Below are 19,805 nucleotides of genomic sequence, written 5' to 3' on the forward strand. Positions count from 1 at the left end.
ACATGATTCCGGACGATCAGCGCGCCGTCATCATCACCGCCGCGGGCGGCCCGGAGGTCCTGTCAGAGCGACAGGACTGGCCGGTCCCGCGGCTCGGCCCCGACGACGTCCTGATCGAGGTCGCCGCCGCCGGCATCAACCGTCACGACTGCAACCAGCGCGCTGCCGGGCCGTCGCGGGAGCCCAATCCCATACCGGGATTGGAAGCCTCGGGGCGCATCGTGGCCTGCGGCGCCGACGTTTCCCCGGAACGGCTGGGTCAAGCGGTGATGGCGCTGACCGACGGCGGCTCCTACGCGCAATACGTCGCCACCGATCAGCATCTTGCGCTGGACCTGCCGAGCAGCCTCGACTGGATCCAGGGCGCCGCCCTGCCCGAGGCGCTGTTCACGACCTGGTTCAACTTCTTCGAGCTGATGCGCATGGCGCCCGGCGAGACCACCCTGATTCACGGCGGCAGCAGCGGCGTCGGCACGATCGCGATCCAGCTGCTGCGCGCGCTGGGACATCCCGTCATGGCCACCGCCGGCACCGCGGAGAAGCGCGCCCTGGCACTCAGGCTCGGCTGCAGCGCCGTGTTCGACTATGCCGATCCCGATCTCGCCGAGCAGATCCGCGCGGCGACGGGGACGCGCGGGGTCGACTGCATCCTCGACACCTCCGCCGGCGCTCACATCGCCCAGGACCTTGCGGCGCTCGCGATGGGCGGACGGATCGCCCAGCTCTCGGCTGGACAGGGCAAGGAGCTGGCGGTGCCGCTGCGCAGCCTGATGGTGCGCCGGGCCAGCATCACCGGCGCGTTCCTGCGGTCGACGTCGCTCGATCTCAAGCGGCGCATCGCGACCGAGCTGCGGCAGCGGATCTGGCCTCTTCTCGGAACGGCCATTCGGCCGCACATCGACAGCACCTATCGCCTGTCCGAGGCGGCCGCTGCGCATGCCCGCATGGAGACGGGCCGGCACATCGGGAAGATCGTGCTTTGCGTCCGCGAATGAGCGACGATCCACGTCGCTGCGCCCATCACGCGCAACGAGCGCCCGCCTACTGCTTCACGCCCGGGATCAGGGCCTTCAGCTTGGCCATGTCCTTGACGTTCATCTTCATGCCGCCGGGCATCACGATGTCCCCGGGCTTCTGGTCGGGCTTGCAGGCGCCGAGCCATCTGGCCTCGATCGTCATCGCGGTGTCCTTCACCCCGGTGCCGGCGGCGCCGCCCGTGACGCGCGACATCGTCTTCACCGTATAGGCCGAGTTGAAATCGCCCGTGATGTCGGCATGCGACGTCGTATTGATGCCGCCGAAATTGCAGACCGAATCGGAGACGTAGCCGGTCGCGGTCTTCTGGATGTCCTGCTTGGAGCAGACCTGCTGCGCCATCGGAGAGGCGAAGTTGTTCATCTCCTTGTCGGTGGCCGCGTCGGTGCAGTGCTGAATCGTCGCCTCCGGCAGCTGACCGCCGGATCTGATCATCTTCAGCTCCCACAGGCCGGCCTTGCGCACCGGCAGGTCGACGGCCCGAGCCTCATGGCTCGCGGTCACGCCCAGGAGGCAGCAGGCCAACAGCCCGATTGCGATGCGTGTGCAGGTCATGTGCCCCCGTTCCGGCTCGTTGATCGATGCCAGAGCGAATGCCGCCAAAAGATGGCAATTAGGAGAACGGCAGTTGATGGAAGGTCAGTAGAGCGTCCGCAGCGGCCGCTGCGCCGAGCCGTACGGTACCCAGCGGCAGGAGAACGACACGTAGCCGCCGTAGCGCGCATCGACGGCGCTGAACTTCGCGACCTTGCCGTAGGAGGCGCAGTGGTCGACCGCGAGCTGGCGCGCATCCGTGGTCCGGGCCAGCTGATAGGCGATGATGCCGCCGGTGTCGTTGCCCTTGAAGGGCGGCACCACGTCGGCCTGGGCGGACGCGGCAACCAGAACCATCCCAGCGGCCACGAGGCCTGCAGTCTTCACGAATCCGGCCATCAGCGTCCGCATTGCATTCTCCTCGATCTGGCCTGCCATTCTAAAGGTCCCGTGCGGTCAAGAAAAGAACACCGGCCCCGGGTTAACAGGACTAATCGTGGAGTGTTGCCGCGTTGCACTTGACCTCCTGTGGCCACCGCGGCACGGTCCACGCTCCCGGATCAGCCTTGCGGACGGCCCATGCGCGACTTCAGCTCAGCTTTCAAGACGTTCGGTGCCGCATGCGGCGCGCTGCTCGCGGTCGCGACCGCGCCGGCCCAGGCGGCCAACCCGCTCGAGATGAACTTCTGGCTGTCCGGCCCGAAATATGACGGCCGGGTCGCGCCTTGCGAGGCGGCCATTCCGACCATCGTCTCGCGATTCCAGGACAAGGAGAGCACCTTCTGGAATTCCTCGCTGACGATTACCGGCGTCGCCAATGTCCATGAGATCGCCTTCCGGCCCTGGCAGTCCGACAACATCCCGCGCCGCTTCTGCACCGGCAGCGTGATGATCAGCGACGGCAAGGCGCGCACCGTCAACTTCTCGATCATCGAGGATGGCGGCTTCGCCGGCTATGACCAGGGCGTCGAGTTCTGCGTCGTCGGCCTCGATCGCAACTGGGCCTTCAATCCGGCCTGCCGCGCCGCCAAGCCCTGATTCGCCTTTCCCGGCGCATCGCCCGCTCGCGCGAGCGGCCAGCTGACCAATGGCTGCCTCGGGGCAGCCATTTTTGTTCTTGAAATGTTCCCGCGCGCTGGTAGGCTCCTGGCATTGTCCGGGGAGTATGCCATGTTCGATTGCCTGCGCCGACCTGCCGTCCTGTTGTCCAGAACGATCGCCTGCTTTGCCCTCTTGCTCGGGGTGCTCGCGGCTGGCTCCGCCGCGGCGCAGGACCGGCGCCAGAATGCGCCGGGCGCGTTCGACTTCTACGTTCTCTCGCTGTCGTGGTCGCCCTCGTACTGTGCCGAGGCGGAGGAGCGCGGCGGCCGCGGCAGCCGGTCCCAACAGTGCACCGGCCGGCCCTACTCGTTCGTCGTGCACGGGCTGTGGCCGCAATACGAGAACGGCTACCCCGAATATTGCGAGCAGCCGGCGCCGCGCCTGCCGCGCAACATCATGACCTCGATGCTCGACCTGATGCCGGCGCCGGGCCTGATCTACAACGAGTGGGACAAGCACGGCACCTGCGCCGGCATGTCGGCGAAGGCCTATTTCGAAGCCATCCGCAAGGCGCGGGCCGCCATCAAGATCCCGCCGGAATTTCTCGATCTCGCGGAAGCCAAGACAGTGGCGCCGGCGGCGGTTGAGGAAGCCTTCATCAAGGCCAACCCCAAGCTCACGACATCGGGCATTGCCGTCACCTGCAATCGCACCCGGCTGAGCGAGGTCCGGATCTGCCTGTCGAAGGACCTCGAGTTTCGCAATTGCGACGAGATCGACCGGCAGGCCTGCCGGCGCGACGAGGTCAACATGCCGCCGGTCCGCGGCGGCTAGCGACTGCGAATCGGGCGACCGCAGCGCGTCGGCCTGCGGCGCCTGTTGCGGCGGCGATGATCCGCGGCTCTCCGAAAGGGCATGCGGCGCATCGACGGGGTACCCTTTTGACGCGGAACGGCGTAACCGGGACGGCATGAACTACCGACACGCCTTTCACGCCGGCGGCTTCGCCGACGTCATCAAGCACATCGTGCTGACGCGCATCCTGGTCTACCTCCAGGAGAAGCCCGCTGCGTTCCGGGTGATCGACACCCATGCCGGCGCTGGCCTGTACGATCTCACCGGCGACGAGGCCACCCGCAGCGGCGAGTTCCTCACCGGCATTGCCCGCCTGCTGCAGGCGCGGCTGTCGGATCAGGTCTATGCGCTGGTCCAACCCTATCTGGATATCGTCCGATCGTTCAATCCGACGGCCGAGCTCGTCGCCTATCCCGGCTCGCCGCTGATCGCGCGCGCGCTGCTGCGGCCGCAGGACCGCATGACCCTGTGCGAGCTGGCGCCGATCCCCCGCAAGCAGCTGATCGATCAGTTGCGCCGCGACACCCAGGCCCGCGTCGTCGATCTCGACGGCTGGGTCGCCCTGCCCGCCTTCGTGCCGCCGAACGAGCGCCGGGGCGTGGTGCTGATCGATCCGGCGTTCGAGGCGAAGGATGAGTTCGAGCGGCTCGCCGACCGCTTTGCCGCGGCCTTCGCGAAATGGACCACTGGTATCTACGTGCTGTGGTACCCCGCCAAGAGCCGGCGCGCCACCGAAGAGCTGAGCGATCGCATCGCGGCGCTCGCGGCCGCGGCCAAGCCACCCGGCAAGGTGCTGCGGGTCGAGTTCAGTGTTGCGCCGCAGATCGAAGGCGAGGCGCTGACCTCGACCGGACTGCTGATCGTCAACCCGCCCTGGACATTGCATGACGAGCTGAAGCTCATCCTGCAGGAACTGCAGAAGCCGCTCGGCCAGGGCGGCGCGGCGCGCTTCCGAATCGAATTCCCCAAAGCTTGAAACGGCTACTGGTCGAAAAGCCGTAGTCAATCGGCGCGGAACCGTATTATTGTGTCCGATTGTAAGACTGGCTTTACGTTCCGCTTCCGCGAATGGTTGCGGCGGGGTGATCAAGGCCTAACAAGATCCGGCGATCCGGCGCGGCGAGCGCTGGGCGTTAAGGTGGCCAACGCTTTCCGATCAAAGTGATGTCCGGTCGGACGCTGCGCAGGGCGCGCAGTGGAGGAAGCATTGCGGGGGAGGAGTTTCCCGATGGCCATGACTGGGACGGTCAAGTTCTTCAACGGTGAACGCGGCTACGGCTTCATCAAGCCGGACGACGGTGGACGCGACGTGTTCGTGCACATCACGGCGGTGGAGCGCGCGGGCCTGAAGGACCTGACCGAAGGACAGCGGATCAGCTTCGAGGTCGAGCCGGACAAGAAGGGCAAGGGCCCGAAAGCGGTGAACCTGGTGCTATCGTCTTAGGACGAGCCCGCCTGGCGGTCGTTCGCGCGCCGGCGTGATTGCAACCGGACGCGCCTCGACGCCACCTCTTCGTTGGTTTGGAAGCTGTCGGCAGCGCCTGTTTGCGTGCACAGCATTGCCGGCTCGTACGTGCAGGCCGCGCGCGATGATGCACGATTGCACGGAGCGCTCCGACAAAAAAATCCCGGCCGCGCGAGCGGCCGGGAGGTTGTCGTTGGACGTTTCTTCTTCCTATTCCCTCGTTGCCATCAGAAGTGGAAGTTGATGCCTGCGCGCACAATTCCAAACCGATAGTCGTTCTTCGCCCCCGTGATCACGAAATTGCTGCTGTCGAGATCGACGTAGAGATACTCGATCTTGGCGGTCCAGTTCTGCGCCAGGCCGAACTCGGTGCCGGCGCCGAGCGTCCAGCCCACCGTGGTGTGCGATTCCGAAAGACCGAAGGTCTCGGCGCGCAGGCCGCCAAAGGCGAGGCCGCCGGTGCCGTAGAACAGGATGTTGTTGAAGGCGTAGCCGGCGCGGCCGCGCAAGGTGCCGAACCACGGGTTGGAGAACTTCCAAGGCGCGAAGGTGTCGTTGGCGCCGGTCAGGTTGATGTCGCCCTCGGCGCCGAACACCCACGGGCCGTTCTGCCAATTGTAGCCCGCGGTCAGGCCGCCGGTGAGACCGGACGGCTTGGTCGGGTTGTTGCCGACGGTGCCCCACTCATAGCCCAGCGTGCCGCCGAGATAGGGGCCGGCCCAGCTGTAGGCGTTGAGGGGCTGGTTGACGGTGTAGGGCGCGCCGCGCCCGTAGCCGAGGTCCGCCGCCTGCGCCGAGACCGATCCGAGAGCCGCCGCGCCCAAGCCCGCCGCGGCGGCAGCACCGACCAAGAACCTGTTCATCGCTCACTCCACGCCACTCGCCGTCACCCGCCGGAGCATGCGCCGCGCGACTGTGCTGCGCGGGCCGGCGTGGTTACGGAACTCTCGCTTCTTTCGTGAGCATTTATCGAGAGTTTTAGGTTAAGCCGTTGTTAAGCCGGGTTAGCGGGCCATTAACGTGCTTAACGAAGCGTTACCGCGCGTGCCCTGTGCATGGCGCCATCGCAAGCTGGCGAGACGGCGCGGCAGCGCTTAATTTGCGGACATGACCACCCACAGCTCCGATCCACCCAAGGCGCCGACGCCCCCGAGCCGGCGTGGCGCCACGGCCGACCTGCCGCCCGAGGCCATCGACACGCCAGATCTCGACCCCGCCGCCTCGGCTGCGGACGAGGACGATGACGGCCGGCTGCCGGAGCTGGCCGAGGAGGGCCTGGAGGCGGTCGGGGAAGGCCCGCTCGCGATCGGCCACGCGGCGATCGAGAACGCGGTGCGGCTGGCGCCGACCTCGCCCGGCGTCTACCGCATGCTCAACGCGGCGCATGACGTGCTCTATGTCGGCAAGGCCAAGAACGTCAAAAAGCGCCTGTCGTCCTATGCGCGTGCCAACGCGCCGCTGCCGGCGCGCATCCTGCGCATGATCGCGGCCACGGTGACCGTCGAGATCGTCTCCACCACCACGGAGACCGAGGCGCTGCTGCTCGAAGCCAACCTGATCAAGCAGCTCAAGCCGCGCTTCAACGTGCAGCTGCGCGACGACAAGTCGTTCCCCTACATCCTCATCACCGGCGACCATTGGGCGCCGCAGATCCTCAAGCACCGCGGCGCGCAGTCGCGTCCGGGGCGCTATTTCGGCCCGTTCGCCTCGGCCGGCGCGGTCAACCGCACCATCACGGCGCTGCAGCGCGCCTTCCTGATCCGCTCGTGCACCGATTCGTTCTTCGAGAGCCGGACCCGCCCCTGCCTGCTGCACCAGATCCGCCGCTGCGCCGGTCCCTGCACCCAGGAGATCGATTTCCCCGGCTACACCGAGTTGGTGCGCGAGGCGACCGACTTCCTGTCCGGACGCAGCCAGGCGGTGAAGGCGCTGCTGGCGGCGGAAATGGAGAAGGCGTCGAGCGAGCTCGAATTCGAGACTGCCGCTGTCTATCGCGACCGCCTCGCCGCGCTGTCGGCGATCTCCTCGCAGCAGGGCATCAACCCGCGCACGGTCGAGGAAGCCGACGTGTTCGCCATCCACCAGGAAGGCGGCTATTCCTGCGTCGAGGTGTTCTTCTTCCGCACCGGCCAGAACTGGGGCAACCGCGCCTACTTCCCGCGCGCCGAGAAGACGTTCACGCCCGAGGAGGTGCTATCCGCCTTCCTGTCGCAGTTCTACGACGACAAGCCGCCTCCGAAGCTGATCCTGCTGTCGCACGAGATCGAGGAGGCCGAGCTGCTCGCCGAGGCGCTGTGCGTCAAGGCCGGCCACAAGGTCGAGGTCTCCTGCCCGAAGCGCGGCGAGAAGAAGGACCTCGTCATCCACGCGCTGACCAATGCGCGCGAGGCGCTGGGCCGCAAGCTCGCCGACACCGCGACGCAGAGCCGTTTGCTGGAGGCGATGACCGCGACGCTCGGCCTGCCGCAGGTGCCCCGGCGCATCGAGGTCTACGACAACAGCCACATCCAGGGCACCAACGCGGTCGGCGCGATGATCGTCGCCGGTCCCGACGGCTTCATGAAGAACCAGTATCGCAAGTTCAACATCAGGTCGGAAGGGCTGACGCCCGGCGACGACTACGCGATGATGAAGGAGGTGCTGCAGCGCCGCTTCAAGCGGCTGGTGTCACCGTCGGAGAAGGATGTCGCCCGCGCGGCCAAGGAGGACGACGTGCCGCAATGGCCCGATCTCGTCATCATCGATGGCGGCCGCGGCCAGCTCAATGCCGTCCGCGAGATCTTCACCGAGCTCGGCGTCACCAATGTCGCGCTGATGTCAGTCGCCAAGGGCCCCGATCGCGACGCCGGCCGCGAGACCTTATTCATCCCGGAGCGGGAGGCGATCAAGCTCGAGCCGCGCGACCCCGTGCTGTATTTCATCCAGCGGCTGCGCGACGAGGCGCATCGCTTCGTCATCGGCTCGCACCGCAAGCTGCGCAAGAAGGACATCCGCGAGGCCGGCCTGCAGGAGATCCCCGGCATCGGCCCGTCGCGCAAGCGCGCGCTGCTGCACCACTTCGGCACGCTCAAGGAGATCGAGCGCGCCTCGATCGCCGACCTCGGCAAGGTGCCGGGGGTTTCGGCGGAAAGCGCACGGAAGATCTTTGAGTATTTTCACAGCAACGCGAGCTAGTTAATCGCGCCGTCAGACGTTCTTTGTGTAGATGGGGAGGCTTCATGGCGAAGCGAACGAAGCTGCCTACGATCGTAATGGGCCGCTCCATGTGGGGCGGCCCATCGATGGATGATGACTCCAAGGTCACGTTTGAACTTGAGGCCGAAACGGGCGAGATCTTCGAGGCCAGCTTCTCGCTGCGCGGCATCCTAAGCACTGTTGTGATGGCCCACAGCTGGCCGCCTCTGAAGGACGAGCTCGCGCAGATCGAGCCGCCCATCAAGGTTTAACCTCGTGCTACAGGGGCCGACGACATCGTCGCTGTTCCTGTGGAGCTCAGAACGGCTTGACGACCACGAGCACGGCGATCGCAGCAGCGCTGCCGACGATCAGCGGCGGCGCATGAGAGAACCAGCGCGGCGCCGGCGACTCGGACCGTGCAAGCCGTCGCAGCGTTCCCGCGAGCACGCCGTGCAGCGCGGACAGCGCGACCACGATGCCGAGCTTGATCGTCAGCCAAAGCGAGCCGAACCATTGGCCCTGCATGGCGAGTGCGAGGCCTGCGCCCCACACGACGAGCATGGCCGGCGTCGTGACACGCCGGTCCCAGCGGCTGACGATCTCGACCATGGTGGCGGCACCAGCCGCTTCTGCCTTGGTCGCAGCCGCCGCGATGGTGATCGCTGCGGCCAGCAACCCGCCGCTCCAGCACAGTACGGCGGCGACGTGCAGCGCCTTGAGCCACTCGACCATCATGGCGCCGCCAGCAGCATCTCGCGTCGCGCCAGGACGCGGGCATTGACGAAGCCGCCGAACGGCACGAACGCAGCCATTGTCATCCGGACGATCTCCGTTCTCGACCAGCCGCCGCCGGCTGCGAGCTGGATGAGCATCCAGATGTAGCCCATGAAAGCGAGGCCGTGGACAGGACCCATGATCCTGGTGGCGACGGCGAAGCCGGCAAAGTGCTTCAGCGGCACCGCCACCAGCACCAGCAGCAGCAATGTGCTGCCTTCGACGAGCGAGACTGCGCGCATCCGCTTCAACAGCGACAGCTCCTCGGCCTGATGCTGAGTGGTCATCATTCGACCTCCTTCAGCACCTTTTCGACCTGGGTGAGCCGCAGCTCGATCTGCCCCAGACTGCCCTTGAGGGCGGCGAGCAGATCTGCACTCGTCTCCTGCGCTCGAACGGCTCGCTCGGTCAGCGCGCGGAAGCCCTCCTCCGTCGCGACCTGCCGTCCGGCCTGCCGGACCGCCGCAAAATACTTCATCGCAAACACCAGGATGATGGTGACAAGGACGAGGATCGTGACGAGCAGGAAGATGGCGGCTTTGTCAGCCATGTTGGTCTCCTTCCGGTTTGATGGAGGATGGAACGACGGACAGCGTCTCCGCTGCTTTGGCGATCGAGGACGGCGTCAGGGCGATCTCGAAGGGAGCAACCTCGAAGTAGTTCAGCGCCTTGCCGTCGGCGGAGAGCTCCAACCGGCTGGTGACCAGCCCCGCCTCTTCGAGCTTGCGCAAATGAAGGTGCAGCAATGGCCGGCTGATGCCGAGCTCGCGGGCCAACTGGCTGACATAGGTGCGCCCCCGGGCCTGCAAAGCAGCCACCACCCGCAACCGATGCGGATTGGCCAACGCTGCCAGCCTGTCCAGCAGTTGATCGCCTTCAGTGGGCATACGTCGCGGCTCTCCACCTGTAAGGATATTATTACAGGTGAGGTCCGCCCCCGTCAACTTTACGATACACCTGTCAGGAAAAAATTTCGATTTCCATATATTTACCCGGACAAAAATAAGCTCTACATGAGCTGAGCCACCTCACTTTGGAGCGACACCTCATGACCCCCGATCAGCGCAAGGCGGCGGTCGCCGCCTACAAGGAGCGCAAGAGCCCTGCCGGCATCTTTGCGGTCACCTGCGCCGCCACCGGCGCGCGCTGGATCGGCTGCGCGCCGGACCTCGACAAGATCCAGAACCGTCTGTGGTTCACCCTGCGCCAGGGCGGCCATCGCCGCGGCGGGCTGCAGGCGGCCTGGGCCGCCCATGGCGAAGGGTCGTTCAGCCTGGAGGTGATCGAGACCTTCGACGACGAAGCGCTGGCCTATGTGCGCGATCGCGTGTTCGCGGAACGGCAGGCGCATTGGTGCGCGGTTCACGGGGCCGAGGCGATCTGATCACGGGCGGCATTCGCGCCGCTGTCATTGCACCGCAATAAGACCGATCGGCGCGCCCACCGCGGCACGCCGATCTCCCTACTGGCGCGACCGCGTGCGGTTGCTTAAGGAAGCGTTACCGCTCTTTGTATCGGAGCGGGAGAGTTCCTATCTCCGCAAGACTTCGTTGCGAACAGCGTCATATCTGCGTCATCCTGCCGAAGCGGCTCGGCTCGGAGGTTGACGTCCGAACGGCGGCAGTATTGGTACACCGGATGAATATTGCGACCACACGCGTGCCCAGCAAGACGTCGACGTCCCTGCCGAACATCCTGACCTATACGCGCATCGCCGCGATACCGGTCGTGGTCGGCTGCATCTACGCGCAGTCGGTCTGGATGTATCCTTTGTGGCTCCGCTGGGTCGCCGTCGCGGTGTTTATTGCGGCTGGGATCACCGACTATCTCGACGGTCATTTCGCACGGATCTGGAACCAGCAATCGGCATTCGGCCGTATGCTCGACCCGATCGCGGACAAGCTTCTGGTCGCCTCCTGCCTGCTGATGCTGGCCGCCGACAGCACCATCCAGAACTGGTCGCTGTGGGCGGCCATTGTGATCCTGTGCCGCGAGATCCTGGTGTCGGGCCTGCGCGAATATCTCGCCGCGCTGCGCGTCTCGGTGCCGGTGACCAAGGTCGCCAAATGGAAGACCACGATGCAGTTGGTGGCGATCGGCTTCCTGCTCGCGGGCGAGGCCGGCGATGCGGCGGTCGCCCAGATCTCGACGGCCGTGGGTCCGATCGTGAGCGGGATCGGAATCTGGCTGCTCGGTTTGTCGGCGGTCTTCACCATCTACACCGGCTACGACTATTTCCGCGCCGGCATCCACCACCTCATCGAGGCAGACTCGCGATGAAGGTGAAGTATTTCGCCTGGGTGCGTGAGCGCGTCGGCAAGGCCGAGGAGACGATCGAGCCGCCGGCGGACGTGCGCACGGTCAGCGAGCTGATCGCCTGGCTCACCACGCGCGGCGAGGGCTACGCCTATGCGTTCGAGAAGCCGAAGGTGATCCGCACCGCGATCGACCAGACCCATGTGCAGCCGGATACGGCCATCGCCGGCGCCCGCGAGATCGCGTTCTTCCCGCCGATGACCGGCGGCTGACGCAACGGAAGATCCGTCCATGACCGCGATCGTCACCGTCCGGGTGCAGCAAGAGGATTTCGACACCGCGGCCGAGATCGCAGCCCTCAGCCATGGCCGCACCGACATCGGCGCCGTCGTCAGCTTCTCCGGCCTGTGCCGCGGCAACGACCATGACACGCCGATCACCGCGCTGACGCTCGAGCATTACCCGGGCATGGCGGAGGCCGAGATCATGCGGCACGCCGAGCAGGCGATGGCGCGCTGGCCGCTGCAGGGCCTGACCGTGATCCACCGCTTCGGCCGGATACGGCCGGGCGAGAACATCGTGCTGGTGGTGACCGCCTCCAGCCACCGTCAGGCGGCGTTCGAGGCTGCTGAGTTCCTGATGGATTATCTCAAGACCAACGCGCCGTTCTGGAAGCGCGAGGAAACCAATGATGGCGGCAGCTGGGTCGAGGCCAAGAGCCACGACGATGCCGCCGCGGCGCGCTGGAAGTCGTGATGGCGAAGAAGGTCAAGACGGCAGCGCCGCGCAAGGCGGCGGCGCCGAAGCTGCCGAAGGTCAATGCGGGCGAGCTGGTCAGCCTGCTCGACTATCTGCGCTACGCGGTGAGCTGCTTCCAGGACGCCGATCTGGTGTTTGCGCACGGCACCACCGATCCGGTGTCGGAGGCCGCCTTCCTGATCGGCGAGGCGCTGCATCTGCGCCCCGATCAGTTCGAGAGCTTCGTCACGGCCCGGGTCACCGCGGCCGAAGGCAAGATGATCCTCGACCTGATCACGGCCCGAATCACCACGCGAAAGCCGGCGGCCTATCTGGTCAACAAGGTCTACATGCGCGGCCTGCCGTTCTACGTCGACGAGCGCGTCATCGTGCCGCGCTCGTTCATCGGCGAGCTGCTGGAGACGCATTTCGGCGGCGCCGAGGCCGATGGCACCTCGCTGATCGATGATCCGCTGGCCGTGGACAGCGTGCTGGACCTCTGCACCGGCTCTGGCTGTCTGGCGATCCTGGCCAGCCGCCACTTCCCCAATGCGGTGATCGACGCCGTCGACATCTCCAAGGACGCGCTCGCGGTCGCCGCGAAGAACGTCGCCGACTACGACCTCGGCGAGCGCATCTCGCTGCACCGCGGTGACCTGTTCGCACCGCTCAGCCAGCGCCGCTACGATTTGATCATCACCAACCCGCCCTATGTCGACGCCGAGGGCATGGCCGGCCTGCCCCGGGAATGCCGCGCCGAGCCGGCGCTGGCCTTCGACGGCGGCACCGACGGGCTCGACATCATCCATCGCATTCTCAGCCAGGCCCGCGACCATCTGACTGCGGAGGGCGGATTGTTGTGCGAGGTCGGGCGCGACCGTCCGCAGATCGAGGCGGCCTATCCCGACCTGCCGCTGCTCTGGCTCGACACCGAGGACTCCGAGGGCGAGGTGTTCTGGATCACCGCGCGCGATCTCGTGTGACGCGCGACCCATTCACCTCCCCCCTTCGAAAACCGTCGGGGAGATGTGAACCTCCGCTGCCGCGCGAATCGAACCCCATCCACCAGTCAATTCAGGCTATTGGCCGGTGGACACGGTGCCCGTGTGACGCGGATTTGCCGCGGACCGTGCCGCTTGCGGCGCAAGCATGCAGCTGATCGAGCCCACGGTGTTGCCGCCATACTGGACAAAGCCCGCGGGGGTCGGCGGCGAATGCGGCGCGCTGATCGGCAGGTAGATGTAGCAGACGGTGCCGTCGGCCGGATCGCGCCAGCGCTGCACGATGGTGTCCTGCAGCGGGCCTGCGAACTGCCGCTCGAGCTGCATCCGCGGCATCGTCGCCCATTGTGACGATTGCTGCGGCTGCGCCTGAGGCGGCGGCGGGAATTGCGGCTGCTGCGGTTGTTGTTGCTGTTGGACTTGCTGCGGCGGCTGAGCCGCTGGTGGCCGTTGCGGCTGCGAGGCCTGCTGCGCCTCGGCGGCGCGCGTCCCCAGTCCGACAAGCAGCGCGAACCCTGCGATCAGCAGCGCACGGAACAGCGATCGATCTACCATGCGATCTGCATCCCGACCCGTCCGCCGAACTGGCTCGTATCAGTCCGCATGCCGTAGCTGGCCGAGCCGGAGACGACGATGTTGTCGCTCACCCGCGCCAGCGCGGTCATCGCCACCGCGCTCTGGCCGGCGAAGGTGCCGTAATTGGCGGCCACCGCAAACCGTTTGTTGTCCGGCAGGAAGCCGCCGCCCATCGCCATGGCCATCGCGATCCCCGAATTGACGTGGGTGATCTGGGTCTGCAACCCGCTGACCTGCGACTGCAATCCACCGATCTGCGCCTGCAACGCCCCGATCTGCGACTGGACGCCGCTCGCAACGCTGCTCAGCTGCGAGACGTTGACCGCATCGGTCGGCGAGATGCCGGCGGCGACATTGGTCAGCCGCCGCTCGTTGCCGGCGGAGCCGAACGACACGGTGTTGGGCGCGCTCGCCACCGAGTTCTGGCCGATCGCGACGGAGTTCGCCGCAACGGCATTGGCGCCGCTGCCGATCGCGACGTTGCCTGCGGCCCCGACCTGGGCGCCCGCGCCGTACACGGCAGCATTGGCGTAGTTGTTGTCGGTGGCGTTGGGGCCGACCACCACGGAGTTCGGCGCTGAGATCGCATTGGTGCCGATCGCGACCGCATTCACGCCGTTCGCCTGCGCACCGTTGCCGAGTGCGACAGCGCTCGTCCCATTCGCGGTGCTGGCGACGCCGACGGCCACGCTGTTGTCGCCGATGGCCTGGCTGTTGACGCCGGTCGCGGTGCTGAGTACTCCGGATGCCGTGCTGAAGGCGCCACTCGCCGTGCTGAAGGCACCGCTGGCCTTGCTGGAGGCACCGGTCGCCGTGCCGTGGTCGCCGCTCGCCGTACTGAACGCCCCGCTCGCGGTACCGGAATCGCCACTCGCGTTGCTCAGAACCCCGAGTGCCGTCCCATTCATTCCGGCCGCGTTGCTAAACACGCCGAGCGCGACGGCGTTGCTTGCGCTTGCCGTGCTGCTACGGCCGATCGCGATCGCCGAAACCCCCGTCACCGTCGTGCCATTGCCGATGGCCACTGCATCGGTCGCATTGACCGTCCCGCCATTGCCGAGCACGGCGGAGCCGGCGGCGCTCGCCGTGGCGGCGATGGCGTTGTTCGAGCCCACCACGTTGACGTTATCGCCCCAGCCGGCTGTACCGGCGCCGGCATTGGTCGCCGTATTCACATTGTTGTTGTTGCCGAGCACGAAGGTGCCATTACCGTTGATCGTGCTGGGATCGCCGATCGCAAAGCTGCCGGTGCCGACCACATTCTGCCCGGTGCCGATCGCGCCGCTCTTCGCTCCGAGCACCGTGTTCGATGCGCCGACCGCTATGCTGCCATCGCCGGTGACCGCACTGGAATAGCCAATCGCAAGCCCACTCTGGCCCAGCACCTGCGCATTGAAGCCGAGTGCGGTGGCGTTGCCGCTATCGGCGCCAATGAGGGCTTGGCTGCCGATTGCAATGCTGTTGGCAGAGTTGGCATCGACGAACGCCGCCAAGGTCCTCGTGCCGGTGATGTTACCTCCGCCGATCGCGATGGAGTTCGCGGAGGTCGCCGCCGCATAGGTCCCTATAGCGGCCGAGAACGTACCGGACGCAAAGCTCTGAGCGCCAAAGACGGTGCTGGAGTTGCCTACGGCTCTTGCGGAATAGCCCACTGCGGTGGCGTAGCCGTTCGAAATTGTCGCGTAGCCGATCGCCATCGCCCCGTCGCCTGCCGCTTGGCTGATAGCGCCGACGGCGAGGGTGCCATAGCCGCCCGCGATGGCTGACGGACCGATTGCCGTGCTGAAGGCGCCGTCGGCCGTAGCCTGCGGTTTAGGAACGGGACCGAAGGTTGCCTCGCCACAGGCAAAGGAAAAAGCGCCGTTGGCGATACCGGCGTTCGGCGCGCATGCAAAATTTTGCGCTTGCGCGGACCGCGCCGCCAACAGGGCCGATGCTAGCAAAAGGGCGATCGCAACGCCGCTGGACTGCACCGACCGGATCCCGATGCGCCGCGGCCGCGACGCGGCACGAAAGGCGCTCGACATCAGGCCACCCTTGGCTGCCGCAACTGCACAGGCTGCAGCACGCCTCGACGGACCAGCCCCAGCGACTGCAATCCTTGAAATTACGGGACGCATTCAGCACGACTCCACAACGATCCGGACCGACGAAACGCAGGGAGTGACGCGATGGCTGGGAGCGCGTGCCTCGGCCGCCTCCTCACCCACAACGATTACGCACGTCAATGTCACCAATCCCTCTGCAAAACATTCGAGAACGGCACCAGAAGCTGCTTTTGGTGCCGCAATCACGGATCGCGCGACAACGATGTCCAACACCTCGTTGCGAAGGCAGCGCTCCCGTGCTGGCTCAGCTAACAGGGTTGGATCGGAGAGGTCTCGGCAGATGACCCACTCTTAGGCAAGCGGCACACTCGCGCGATCTCGATCCTGTTTATTCCTGCTGACCGTTGTGCGCTAACAACACGAGCTTCCGATGGCCTCTCCCGTCCCCTGGGTGCAGTGCCATCGCATATGGTTGCAATGCCCCGGCGGCCTCGAGACGGCCTTACTGGCTCCGCATCCAGATTTCATGGTCGGTCGATCCTCGACCGACCCGATAGGCGAGCGCGTGCCACTCCATTGCAATCTCCGACCAAGCGGCTTTCAGGGCCGGATCGGTCGCTTGTTCAGAGGCGCTTTCGCACGCCAAGGCCTTGATGCGGTATCTTTCTGACAGACCAATCATCGGCTCTACGTTCGACATGCAGCGCGCTGCTCGGCCGCCCTTCTCGCTCAATTCAGCGTCATCGACGCACCGCCGGCCACGCCATATTCGTTGATCTACGGCGAGGCCGTGAACGAGGCGTGCACCCGCACCCAGTTGTTGACCGCATAACCGATGCCGGCGGCGAGCCCCGATCAACTGTCACATTCGCCAAAATCACATCGATCCCCTGCATAACCTTCGAGAACATCGCCAGAGGTTGCTCCGAAAAGAGCAACCAGCAATTGCACCACAAACAACTTCCCGAGAACGCATCACGCCGAAAGCGCGCCGCCTCCGTCTCGGCTAGCAGAATGCGATCGGGCGGGTCTCGGCAGGGAGCGCACTGTTATGCAATCCGCACATTGTGGCCGCATTCTTTGAAATCTTCCGAAGTAACAGTTGTCGATTTGCAACGAAGTGTGTCTCATCAGCTCATCGCTTCCTTCAACTGCGACGCCGGATCGGCCATGGAATCCAGCTCAACACGACAGATCTCGCTCGAGTGCAGTCCCGACCACGGCCCCGACAGCCATCGCGAGTGGCAGAGGAAGATCGAGGAGATCACCGGCGGCATCCGGATCAATTTCGCCGATCTCAAGCCGTTGAGCGAGGGACCGGCCCGGATCCAGATGGGCGCCGTGACGATCGGCGGACTCAACATCAACAGGTGGTCATTGTCCCCGCTGCTGCTCGATCGCACACAGAAGCATCTGGCCAAGGCCCAGGACGTGTTTTCGATTCCGATCCCACGCTCGGGACGGCTGCTGCTGACCCAGCGTCGGCAGGAGGACGACTGTGCCAGGGAGGAGACGCGCTTCCTCAGGCTGAGCGAGCGACTCCGCTTTCACGCGCCGGAAGGCCTCGAGCTGACGGGCTTCACCATCCCCGCCGCGATGTTGTTGAAACGGCTTCCCGCGGCCGACGATCTGATTCTCCGGCGCATCAGCATGCGTGATCCGGCATTTGGTCTGCTGGCCGACTATCTCGGCTTCGCCGAAAAGGAGGCCGCACGAGCAAATCCGACATTGAAGCAACTGATGGCCGATCAGCTCATCGAGCTGACCGTTCATCTGCTGGCGCCCAGCAACGATACGATGGAGGTCGTTCGCAATGGTGCGCTCAAGGATCTGCGCCGGGAAAAGGTGCTGAGGCAGATCAGAGAGCATTTCGCCAATCCGGATTTCTCGCTGTCGTCGGCCGCCGAGGCATCGGGCCTGTCGCGCAGCTACATCCAGAAGCTATTCGACGAGGCCGGCACCAGCTTTTCCGAGACGCTGCGGAAGATGCGCGTCGAGAAGGCGGTCGAGCTGTTGAGATCTCCGGCGCACTCGGCGCTGGGCGTCGCCGAGATCGCGATGGATACCGGCTTTGCCGACCTGTCCACGTTCAACCGCACGTTTCGCCGCTTCTACGGCGAGACGCCGACCGCGATGCGCCTGGCGACGGACGACGTCGCCGGAGCGGAGCCGGCGCCACCCGTGAGCGCAACGGCGGCGCACACACGCGCCGATCGATGAGAGCACGATGCGATCAGGCCGGTCTGGCTCCGCCCGATCCGCAGCGAAGATCTACGGCGATTAGTTGATCAGAACTCGACGGCGAAGCCGGCGCTGCCGACATGCTCGCTGCCGCCGCCGTTCGAGTAGCGGCCAAAGACCACGGTCGGGACGCTGAGATTCAGCCGGTGCGAGATGCCGATTCCGGCCCCGGTCTGACCGCGATAAAAGCCGGTGTTGACGGCGACCGTAGTCTTGCCGGGTGCCGACGGCATCACGACCGGCGGGGCGGACACCGCTGCGGCAATGCCGCGGCGCGCCTCGGTCTGGTTGACGTTGATCTGGTTCTGCAGTCCGCCGAGTTGGGTTTGAAAGCCGGCCGCGATGCCGTTCAGCTGCGAGACATTGACGGCGTCGGTCTGCGAGATGCCGGCGGCAACGTTGGTCAGCCGCCTTTCATTGCCGGCAGCGCCGAATGACACGGTGTTCGGCGCCGTGGCCACCGAATTCTGCCCGATGGCGACGGAGTTGGCGGCAACCGCGTTGGCGCCGTTGCCGAGCGCGACGTTGCCGGCGGCGCCGACCTGCGCGCCGGCCCCATAGACCGCAGCATTGGCGAAGTTGTTGTCCGTGGCATTGGGACCGATCACGACGGAGTTCGGCGCCGAGACGGCATTGGTCCCGATGGCAATGGCGTTGTCGCCGTTCGCCTGCGCAGTGTTGCCGAACGCAAGGCTGTTTGCGCCGTTGGCCTTGCTGGAGCCGACCGCCACGCTGTTATCCCCGCCCGCGAAGCTGCCGCTGCCATAGGCCGCACCGAATGCGCCATTCGCCGTGCTGAAAGCGCCGGTCGCCGTACTGAATCTGCCACTTGCCTGGCTGGAGGTCCCGGTTGAGGTGCTGTGGTCGCCGGCCGCGTTGCTGAACGAGCCGGTCGCGGTGCTCAGATCGCCCGTCGCCATGCTGGCATTGCCCAGCGCGACACCATACGTTCCGGTCGCGACGCTGTTGACGCCCGTCGCCACGCTGCTGAGGCCAGCCGCCTTGCTGTTGAAGCCGAGCGCGATCGCACCGATCGCAGTGGCCTGCGCCGTCGCACCGAGCACGGTCGCGTTCATCGCTATGGCCCGGCTGGCCTGACCGACGGCGGTCGTGCCGTCGCCCTGGGCAACGCTGTTTTGGCCGAACGCGCTCGCGGTCGCACCGACTGCCTGGCTGGACTGGCCCATCGCCGTGGCGCTTGCGCCGTTGGCGTTGGCCGACGACCCTGTCGCGGTGGCCTGATCGCCGCCGGCAAAGGCGGCGTTGCCCGAGGCGGTCGCCGCCAGGCCGGTGGCGATGGCGGCAATGCCTATCGCGGTGGTGAAGGCTCCATTGGCGCTGCTACCATAACCGTATGCCCCCGCGCCGGCACCGGTCGCAGTGCTGTTCCCGCCGGTCGCCGTAGCGGCTATCCCAGCCGCAACAGCCCCCGCGCCGCTCGCATAGGCGCCGATGCCGCCGACCGCCGTGCCGCCGTTCAGGGATTGTTGGGCGTTGGCATCGCCTGCGCCTGCCGCCATGCAGATCAAAAGGACCGTCGAAGCGAGCCAGGCGCCTCGGCTCAGCGTTCCGGTGCCAGGGCTCAAGACTGGATCACGACCAATCGTCACATCCCTCGATTTCACGTGAACACCTGCCCCCTCGAAAACGACATCAGGATCTCCGCTAGCAGAGGAGGATCCCGAGGGTCTCGGCAAAGGGCCCACTGTTTTGCAACCCGCACAACGGCAGCGCATCACCGCGCTCATCCGGTCGAGGAGTTGTATGTCTGCAACATTGGGTGGTTTCTGGCGGCCCCAGGCTTCCATCGCGGAGGAACTGATTCCTCGCACCAGTCCTTAGTGGCCACCGGAACAGCGGCTCTTTACCGTGTCGCAAAAAGACACAGGGACTTCCAGATATCGGGACTTTCGCGCTGCGCTGTGCAGAAACCGCTCACCAGAGCAGCAGGAACGCCGGTCGTTTGACATTCCCGTCCGGCCGCGAAGCTGATACGTTGCCACCGGCCTTGGTCGCGGCTGATGCGAACAGCATTCCGTTCAGGTCCCTGAAGCACGAACCGTC

General features: G+C 65.8%; 23 protein-coding genes. 13 read left to right on the forward strand and 10 right to left on the reverse strand.

Annotated features, from left to right (window positions below; genetic code table 11):
• Window positions 1-2 precede the first annotated feature (2 nt).
• Window positions 3-995, forward strand: a complete 993-nt coding sequence (locus QX010_RS29360; RefSeq protein WP_316183200.1) for an NAD(P)H-quinone oxidoreductase — start codon at window positions 3-5, stop codon at window positions 993-995.
• Window positions 996-1,041: 46 nt separating this feature from the next.
• On the opposite strand, the gene QX010_RS29365 is transcribed toward QX010_RS29360, so the two are convergent.
• Both QX010_RS29365 and QX010_RS29370 read right to left on the reverse strand, forming a co-directional pair.
• Window positions 1,042-1,590, reverse strand: coding sequence for a DUF3617 domain-containing protein (locus QX010_RS29365; RefSeq protein WP_316183201.1), 549 nt, complete (start codon window positions 1,588-1,590; stop codon window positions 1,042-1,044).
• Between the two features lie 84 nt (window positions 1,591-1,674).
• Entirely contained in the window at window positions 1,675-1,980 is a 306-nt protein-coding gene (locus tag QX010_RS29370; protein ID WP_316183220.1) for a hypothetical protein, read from the reverse strand.
• Between the two features lie 168 nt (window positions 1,981-2,148).
• On the opposite strand from QX010_RS29370, the gene QX010_RS29375 reads away from it, so the two are divergent.
• From QX010_RS29375 to QX010_RS29390, 4 genes are all read left to right on the forward strand, one after another.
• The gene (locus tag QX010_RS29375) at window positions 2,149-2,607 is read left to right on the forward strand and encodes a hypothetical protein (RefSeq protein ID WP_315801959.1); all 459 of its coding nucleotides are present in this window, start codon (window positions 2,149-2,151) and stop codon (window positions 2,605-2,607) included.
• A 132-nt stretch (window positions 2,608-2,739) separates the two neighbouring features.
• Window positions 2,740-3,444, forward strand: coding sequence for a ribonuclease T2 (locus QX010_RS29380; RefSeq protein WP_316183202.1), 705 nt, complete (start codon window positions 2,740-2,742; stop codon window positions 3,442-3,444).
• Between the two features lie 136 nt (window positions 3,445-3,580).
• Window positions 3,581-4,441: a 23S rRNA (adenine(2030)-N(6))-methyltransferase RlmJ gene (locus QX010_RS29385; protein ID WP_316183203.1), complete on the forward strand. Its 861-nt coding sequence runs from the start codon at window positions 3,581-3,583 to the stop codon at window positions 4,439-4,441.
• Window positions 4,442-4,693: 252 nt separating this feature from the next.
• Window positions 4,694-4,909 (forward strand): cold-shock protein, encoded by a 216-nt coding sequence (locus QX010_RS29390; RefSeq protein WP_006612991.1) that lies wholly within the window; start codon window positions 4,694-4,696, stop codon window positions 4,907-4,909.
• A gap of 248 nt (window positions 4,910-5,157) precedes the next feature.
• Here QX010_RS29390 and QX010_RS29395 read toward each other — a convergent pair whose 3' ends face one another.
• On the reverse strand, window positions 5,158-5,793 hold the full coding sequence (locus QX010_RS29395) for a porin family protein (RefSeq protein ID WP_315713602.1): 636 nt from the start codon (window positions 5,791-5,793) through the stop codon (window positions 5,158-5,160).
• A 244-nt stretch (window positions 5,794-6,037) separates the two neighbouring features.
• Between QX010_RS29395 and uvrC the strand changes: the two genes are divergently transcribed.
• Together uvrC and QX010_RS29405 are read left to right on the forward strand one after the other, a co-directional pair.
• The gene (gene uvrC, locus QX010_RS29400; protein ID WP_316183204.1) at window positions 6,038-8,104 is read left to right on the forward strand and encodes an excinuclease ABC subunit UvrC; all 2,067 of its coding nucleotides are present in this window, start codon (window positions 6,038-6,040) and stop codon (window positions 8,102-8,104) included.
• 44 nt (window positions 8,105-8,148) lie between these two features.
• Window positions 8,149-8,376, forward strand: a complete 228-nt coding sequence (locus tag QX010_RS29405) for a hypothetical protein (RefSeq protein WP_316183205.1) — start codon at window positions 8,149-8,151, stop codon at window positions 8,374-8,376.
• Between the two features lie 46 nt (window positions 8,377-8,422).
• On the opposite strand, the gene QX010_RS29410 is transcribed toward QX010_RS29405, so the two are convergent.
• Genes QX010_RS29410 through QX010_RS29425 form a run of 4 tightly spaced genes read right to left on the reverse strand, consistent with a single transcriptional unit; the run spans window position 8,423 to window position 9,768 of the window.
• Window positions 8,423-8,842, reverse strand: coding sequence for a CopD family protein (locus QX010_RS29410; protein ID WP_316183206.1), 420 nt, complete (start codon window positions 8,840-8,842; stop codon window positions 8,423-8,425).
• Window positions 8,839-9,168: a DUF3817 domain-containing protein gene (locus QX010_RS29415; protein ID WP_316183207.1), complete on the reverse strand. Its 330-nt coding sequence runs from the start codon at window positions 9,166-9,168 to the stop codon at window positions 8,839-8,841. Before QX010_RS29415 ends, QX010_RS29410 begins: the two co-directional genes overlap by 4 nt.
• Window positions 9,168-9,431, reverse strand: coding sequence for a hypothetical protein (locus QX010_RS29420; protein WP_316183208.1), 264 nt, complete (start codon window positions 9,429-9,431; stop codon window positions 9,168-9,170). The genes QX010_RS29415 and QX010_RS29420 overlap by 1 nt, the downstream gene beginning before the upstream one ends.
• A complete protein-coding gene (locus QX010_RS29425) occupies window positions 9,424-9,768 on the reverse strand; it encodes a helix-turn-helix domain-containing protein (RefSeq protein WP_315801952.1) in 345 nt (114 codons plus the stop codon). Before QX010_RS29425 ends, QX010_RS29420 begins: the two co-directional genes overlap by 8 nt.
• Before the next feature lie 161 nt (window positions 9,769-9,929).
• On the opposite strand from QX010_RS29425, the gene QX010_RS29430 reads away from it, so the two are divergent.
• From QX010_RS29430 to prmB, 5 genes are all read left to right on the forward strand, one after another.
• Window positions 9,930-10,265 carry a GIY-YIG nuclease family protein gene (locus QX010_RS29430; RefSeq protein ID WP_315801951.1) on the forward strand — a complete coding sequence of 112 codons (336 nt, stop codon included), beginning with the start codon at window positions 9,930-9,932 and terminating at the stop codon, window positions 10,263-10,265.
• A 254-nt stretch (window positions 10,266-10,519) separates the two neighbouring features.
• Window positions 10,520-11,161 carry a CDP-diacylglycerol--glycerol-3-phosphate 3-phosphatidyltransferase gene (gene pgsA / locus QX010_RS29435; protein ID WP_315754456.1) on the forward strand — a complete coding sequence of 214 codons (642 nt, stop codon included), beginning with the start codon at window positions 10,520-10,522 and terminating at the stop codon, window positions 11,159-11,161.
• The gene (gene moaD / locus QX010_RS29440) at window positions 11,158-11,409 is read left to right on the forward strand and encodes a molybdopterin converting factor subunit 1 (RefSeq protein ID WP_315801950.1); all 252 of its coding nucleotides are present in this window, start codon (window positions 11,158-11,160) and stop codon (window positions 11,407-11,409) included. Before pgsA ends, moaD begins: the two co-directional genes overlap by 4 nt.
• Before the next feature lie 19 nt (window positions 11,410-11,428).
• On the forward strand, window positions 11,429-11,893 hold the full coding sequence (locus tag QX010_RS29445; protein ID WP_316183209.1) for a molybdenum cofactor biosynthesis protein MoaE: 465 nt from the start codon (window positions 11,429-11,431) through the stop codon (window positions 11,891-11,893).
• Window positions 11,893-12,858: a 50S ribosomal protein L3 N(5)-glutamine methyltransferase gene (prmB, locus tag QX010_RS29450; RefSeq protein ID WP_316183210.1), complete on the forward strand. Its 966-nt coding sequence runs from the start codon at window positions 11,893-11,895 to the stop codon at window positions 12,856-12,858. The genes QX010_RS29445 and prmB overlap by 1 nt, the downstream gene beginning before the upstream one ends.
• Window positions 12,859-12,954: 96 nt before the next feature.
• On the opposite strand, the gene QX010_RS29455 is transcribed toward prmB, so the two are convergent.
• Window positions 12,955-13,431 (reverse strand): hypothetical protein, encoded by a 477-nt coding sequence (locus tag QX010_RS29455; protein WP_316183211.1) that lies wholly within the window; start codon window positions 13,429-13,431, stop codon window positions 12,955-12,957.
• A complete protein-coding gene (locus tag QX010_RS29460) occupies window positions 13,425-15,149 on the reverse strand; it encodes a YadA family autotransporter adhesin (protein ID WP_316183212.1) in 1,725 nt (574 codons plus the stop codon). The genes QX010_RS29455 and QX010_RS29460 overlap by 7 nt, the downstream gene beginning before the upstream one ends.
• Window positions 15,150-16,301: 1,152 nt before the next feature.
• On the opposite strand from QX010_RS29460, the gene QX010_RS29465 reads away from it, so the two are divergent.
• Complete coding sequence (locus tag QX010_RS29465) at window positions 16,302-17,720, forward strand: AraC family transcriptional regulator (protein WP_316183213.1); 1,419 nt, start codon at window positions 16,302-16,304, stop codon at window positions 17,718-17,720.
• Window positions 17,721-17,788: 68 nt separating this feature from the next.
• On the opposite strand, the gene QX010_RS29470 is transcribed toward QX010_RS29465, so the two are convergent.
• Window positions 17,789-19,549 (reverse strand): adhesin, encoded by a 1,761-nt coding sequence (locus QX010_RS29470; RefSeq protein WP_316183214.1) that lies wholly within the window; start codon window positions 19,547-19,549, stop codon window positions 17,789-17,791.
• Between the last annotated feature and the right edge of the window lie 256 nt (window positions 19,550-19,805).

This window comes from Bradyrhizobium sp. SZCCHNRI1009 (genome assembly GCF_032487575.1).
In the GTDB taxonomy this organism is placed as follows: domain Bacteria; phylum Pseudomonadota; class Alphaproteobacteria; order Rhizobiales; family Xanthobacteraceae; genus Bradyrhizobium.

What these genes read in the sequence shown, in the direction of transcription:
- QX010_RS29360 (WP_316183200.1), top strand. Translation starts at nt 3, where the DNA reads ATGATTCCGGACGATCAGCGCGCCGTCATCATCACCGCCGCGGGCGGC.
- QX010_RS29365 (WP_316183201.1), bottom strand. Translation starts at nt 1,590, where the DNA reads ATGACCTGCACACGCATCGCAATCGGGCTGTTGGCCTGCTGCCTCCTG.
- QX010_RS29370 (WP_316183220.1), bottom strand. Translation starts at nt 1,980, where the DNA reads ATGCGGACGCTGATGGCCGGATTCGTGAAGACTGCAGGCCTCGTGGCC.
- QX010_RS29375 (WP_315801959.1), top strand. Translation starts at nt 2,149, where the DNA reads ATGCGCGACTTCAGCTCAGCTTTCAAGACGTTCGGTGCCGCATGCGGC.
- QX010_RS29380 (WP_316183202.1), top strand. Translation starts at nt 2,740, where the DNA reads ATGTTCGATTGCCTGCGCCGACCTGCCGTCCTGTTGTCCAGAACGATC.
- QX010_RS29385 (WP_316183203.1), top strand. Translation starts at nt 3,581, where the DNA reads ATGAACTACCGACACGCCTTTCACGCCGGCGGCTTCGCCGACGTCATC.
- QX010_RS29390 (WP_006612991.1), top strand. Translation starts at nt 4,694, where the DNA reads ATGGCCATGACTGGGACGGTCAAGTTCTTCAACGGTGAACGCGGCTAC.
- QX010_RS29395 (WP_315713602.1), bottom strand. Translation starts at nt 5,793, where the DNA reads ATGAACAGGTTCTTGGTCGGTGCTGCCGCCGCGGCGGGCTTGGGCGCG.
- uvrC (WP_316183204.1), top strand. Translation starts at nt 6,038, where the DNA reads ATGACCACCCACAGCTCCGATCCACCCAAGGCGCCGACGCCCCCGAGC.
- QX010_RS29405 (WP_316183205.1), top strand. Translation starts at nt 8,149, where the DNA reads ATGGCGAAGCGAACGAAGCTGCCTACGATCGTAATGGGCCGCTCCATG.
- QX010_RS29410 (WP_316183206.1), bottom strand. Translation starts at nt 8,842, where the DNA reads ATGATGGTCGAGTGGCTCAAGGCGCTGCACGTCGCCGCCGTACTGTGC.
- QX010_RS29415 (WP_316183207.1), bottom strand. Translation starts at nt 9,168, where the DNA reads ATGACCACTCAGCATCAGGCCGAGGAGCTGTCGCTGTTGAAGCGGATG.
- QX010_RS29420 (WP_316183208.1), bottom strand. Translation starts at nt 9,431, where the DNA reads ATGGCTGACAAAGCCGCCATCTTCCTGCTCGTCACGATCCTCGTCCTT.
- QX010_RS29425 (WP_315801952.1), bottom strand. Translation starts at nt 9,768, where the DNA reads ATGCCCACTGAAGGCGATCAACTGCTGGACAGGCTGGCAGCGTTGGCC.
- QX010_RS29430 (WP_315801951.1), top strand. Translation starts at nt 9,930, where the DNA reads ATGACCCCCGATCAGCGCAAGGCGGCGGTCGCCGCCTACAAGGAGCGC.
- pgsA (WP_315754456.1), top strand. Translation starts at nt 10,520, where the DNA reads ATGAATATTGCGACCACACGCGTGCCCAGCAAGACGTCGACGTCCCTG.
- moaD (WP_315801950.1), top strand. Translation starts at nt 11,158, where the DNA reads ATGAAGGTGAAGTATTTCGCCTGGGTGCGTGAGCGCGTCGGCAAGGCC.
- QX010_RS29445 (WP_316183209.1), top strand. Translation starts at nt 11,429, where the DNA reads ATGACCGCGATCGTCACCGTCCGGGTGCAGCAAGAGGATTTCGACACC.
- prmB (WP_316183210.1), top strand. Translation starts at nt 11,893, where the DNA reads ATGGCGAAGAAGGTCAAGACGGCAGCGCCGCGCAAGGCGGCGGCGCCG.
- QX010_RS29455 (WP_316183211.1), bottom strand. Translation starts at nt 13,431, where the DNA reads ATGGTAGATCGATCGCTGTTCCGTGCGCTGCTGATCGCAGGGTTCGCG.
- QX010_RS29460 (WP_316183212.1), bottom strand. Translation starts at nt 15,149, where the DNA reads ATGGCGATCGGCTACGCGACAATTTCGAACGGCTACGCCACCGCAGTG.
- QX010_RS29470 (WP_316183214.1), bottom strand. Translation starts at nt 19,549, where the DNA reads ATGGAAGCCTGGGGCCGCCAGAAACCACCCAATGTTGCAGACATACAA.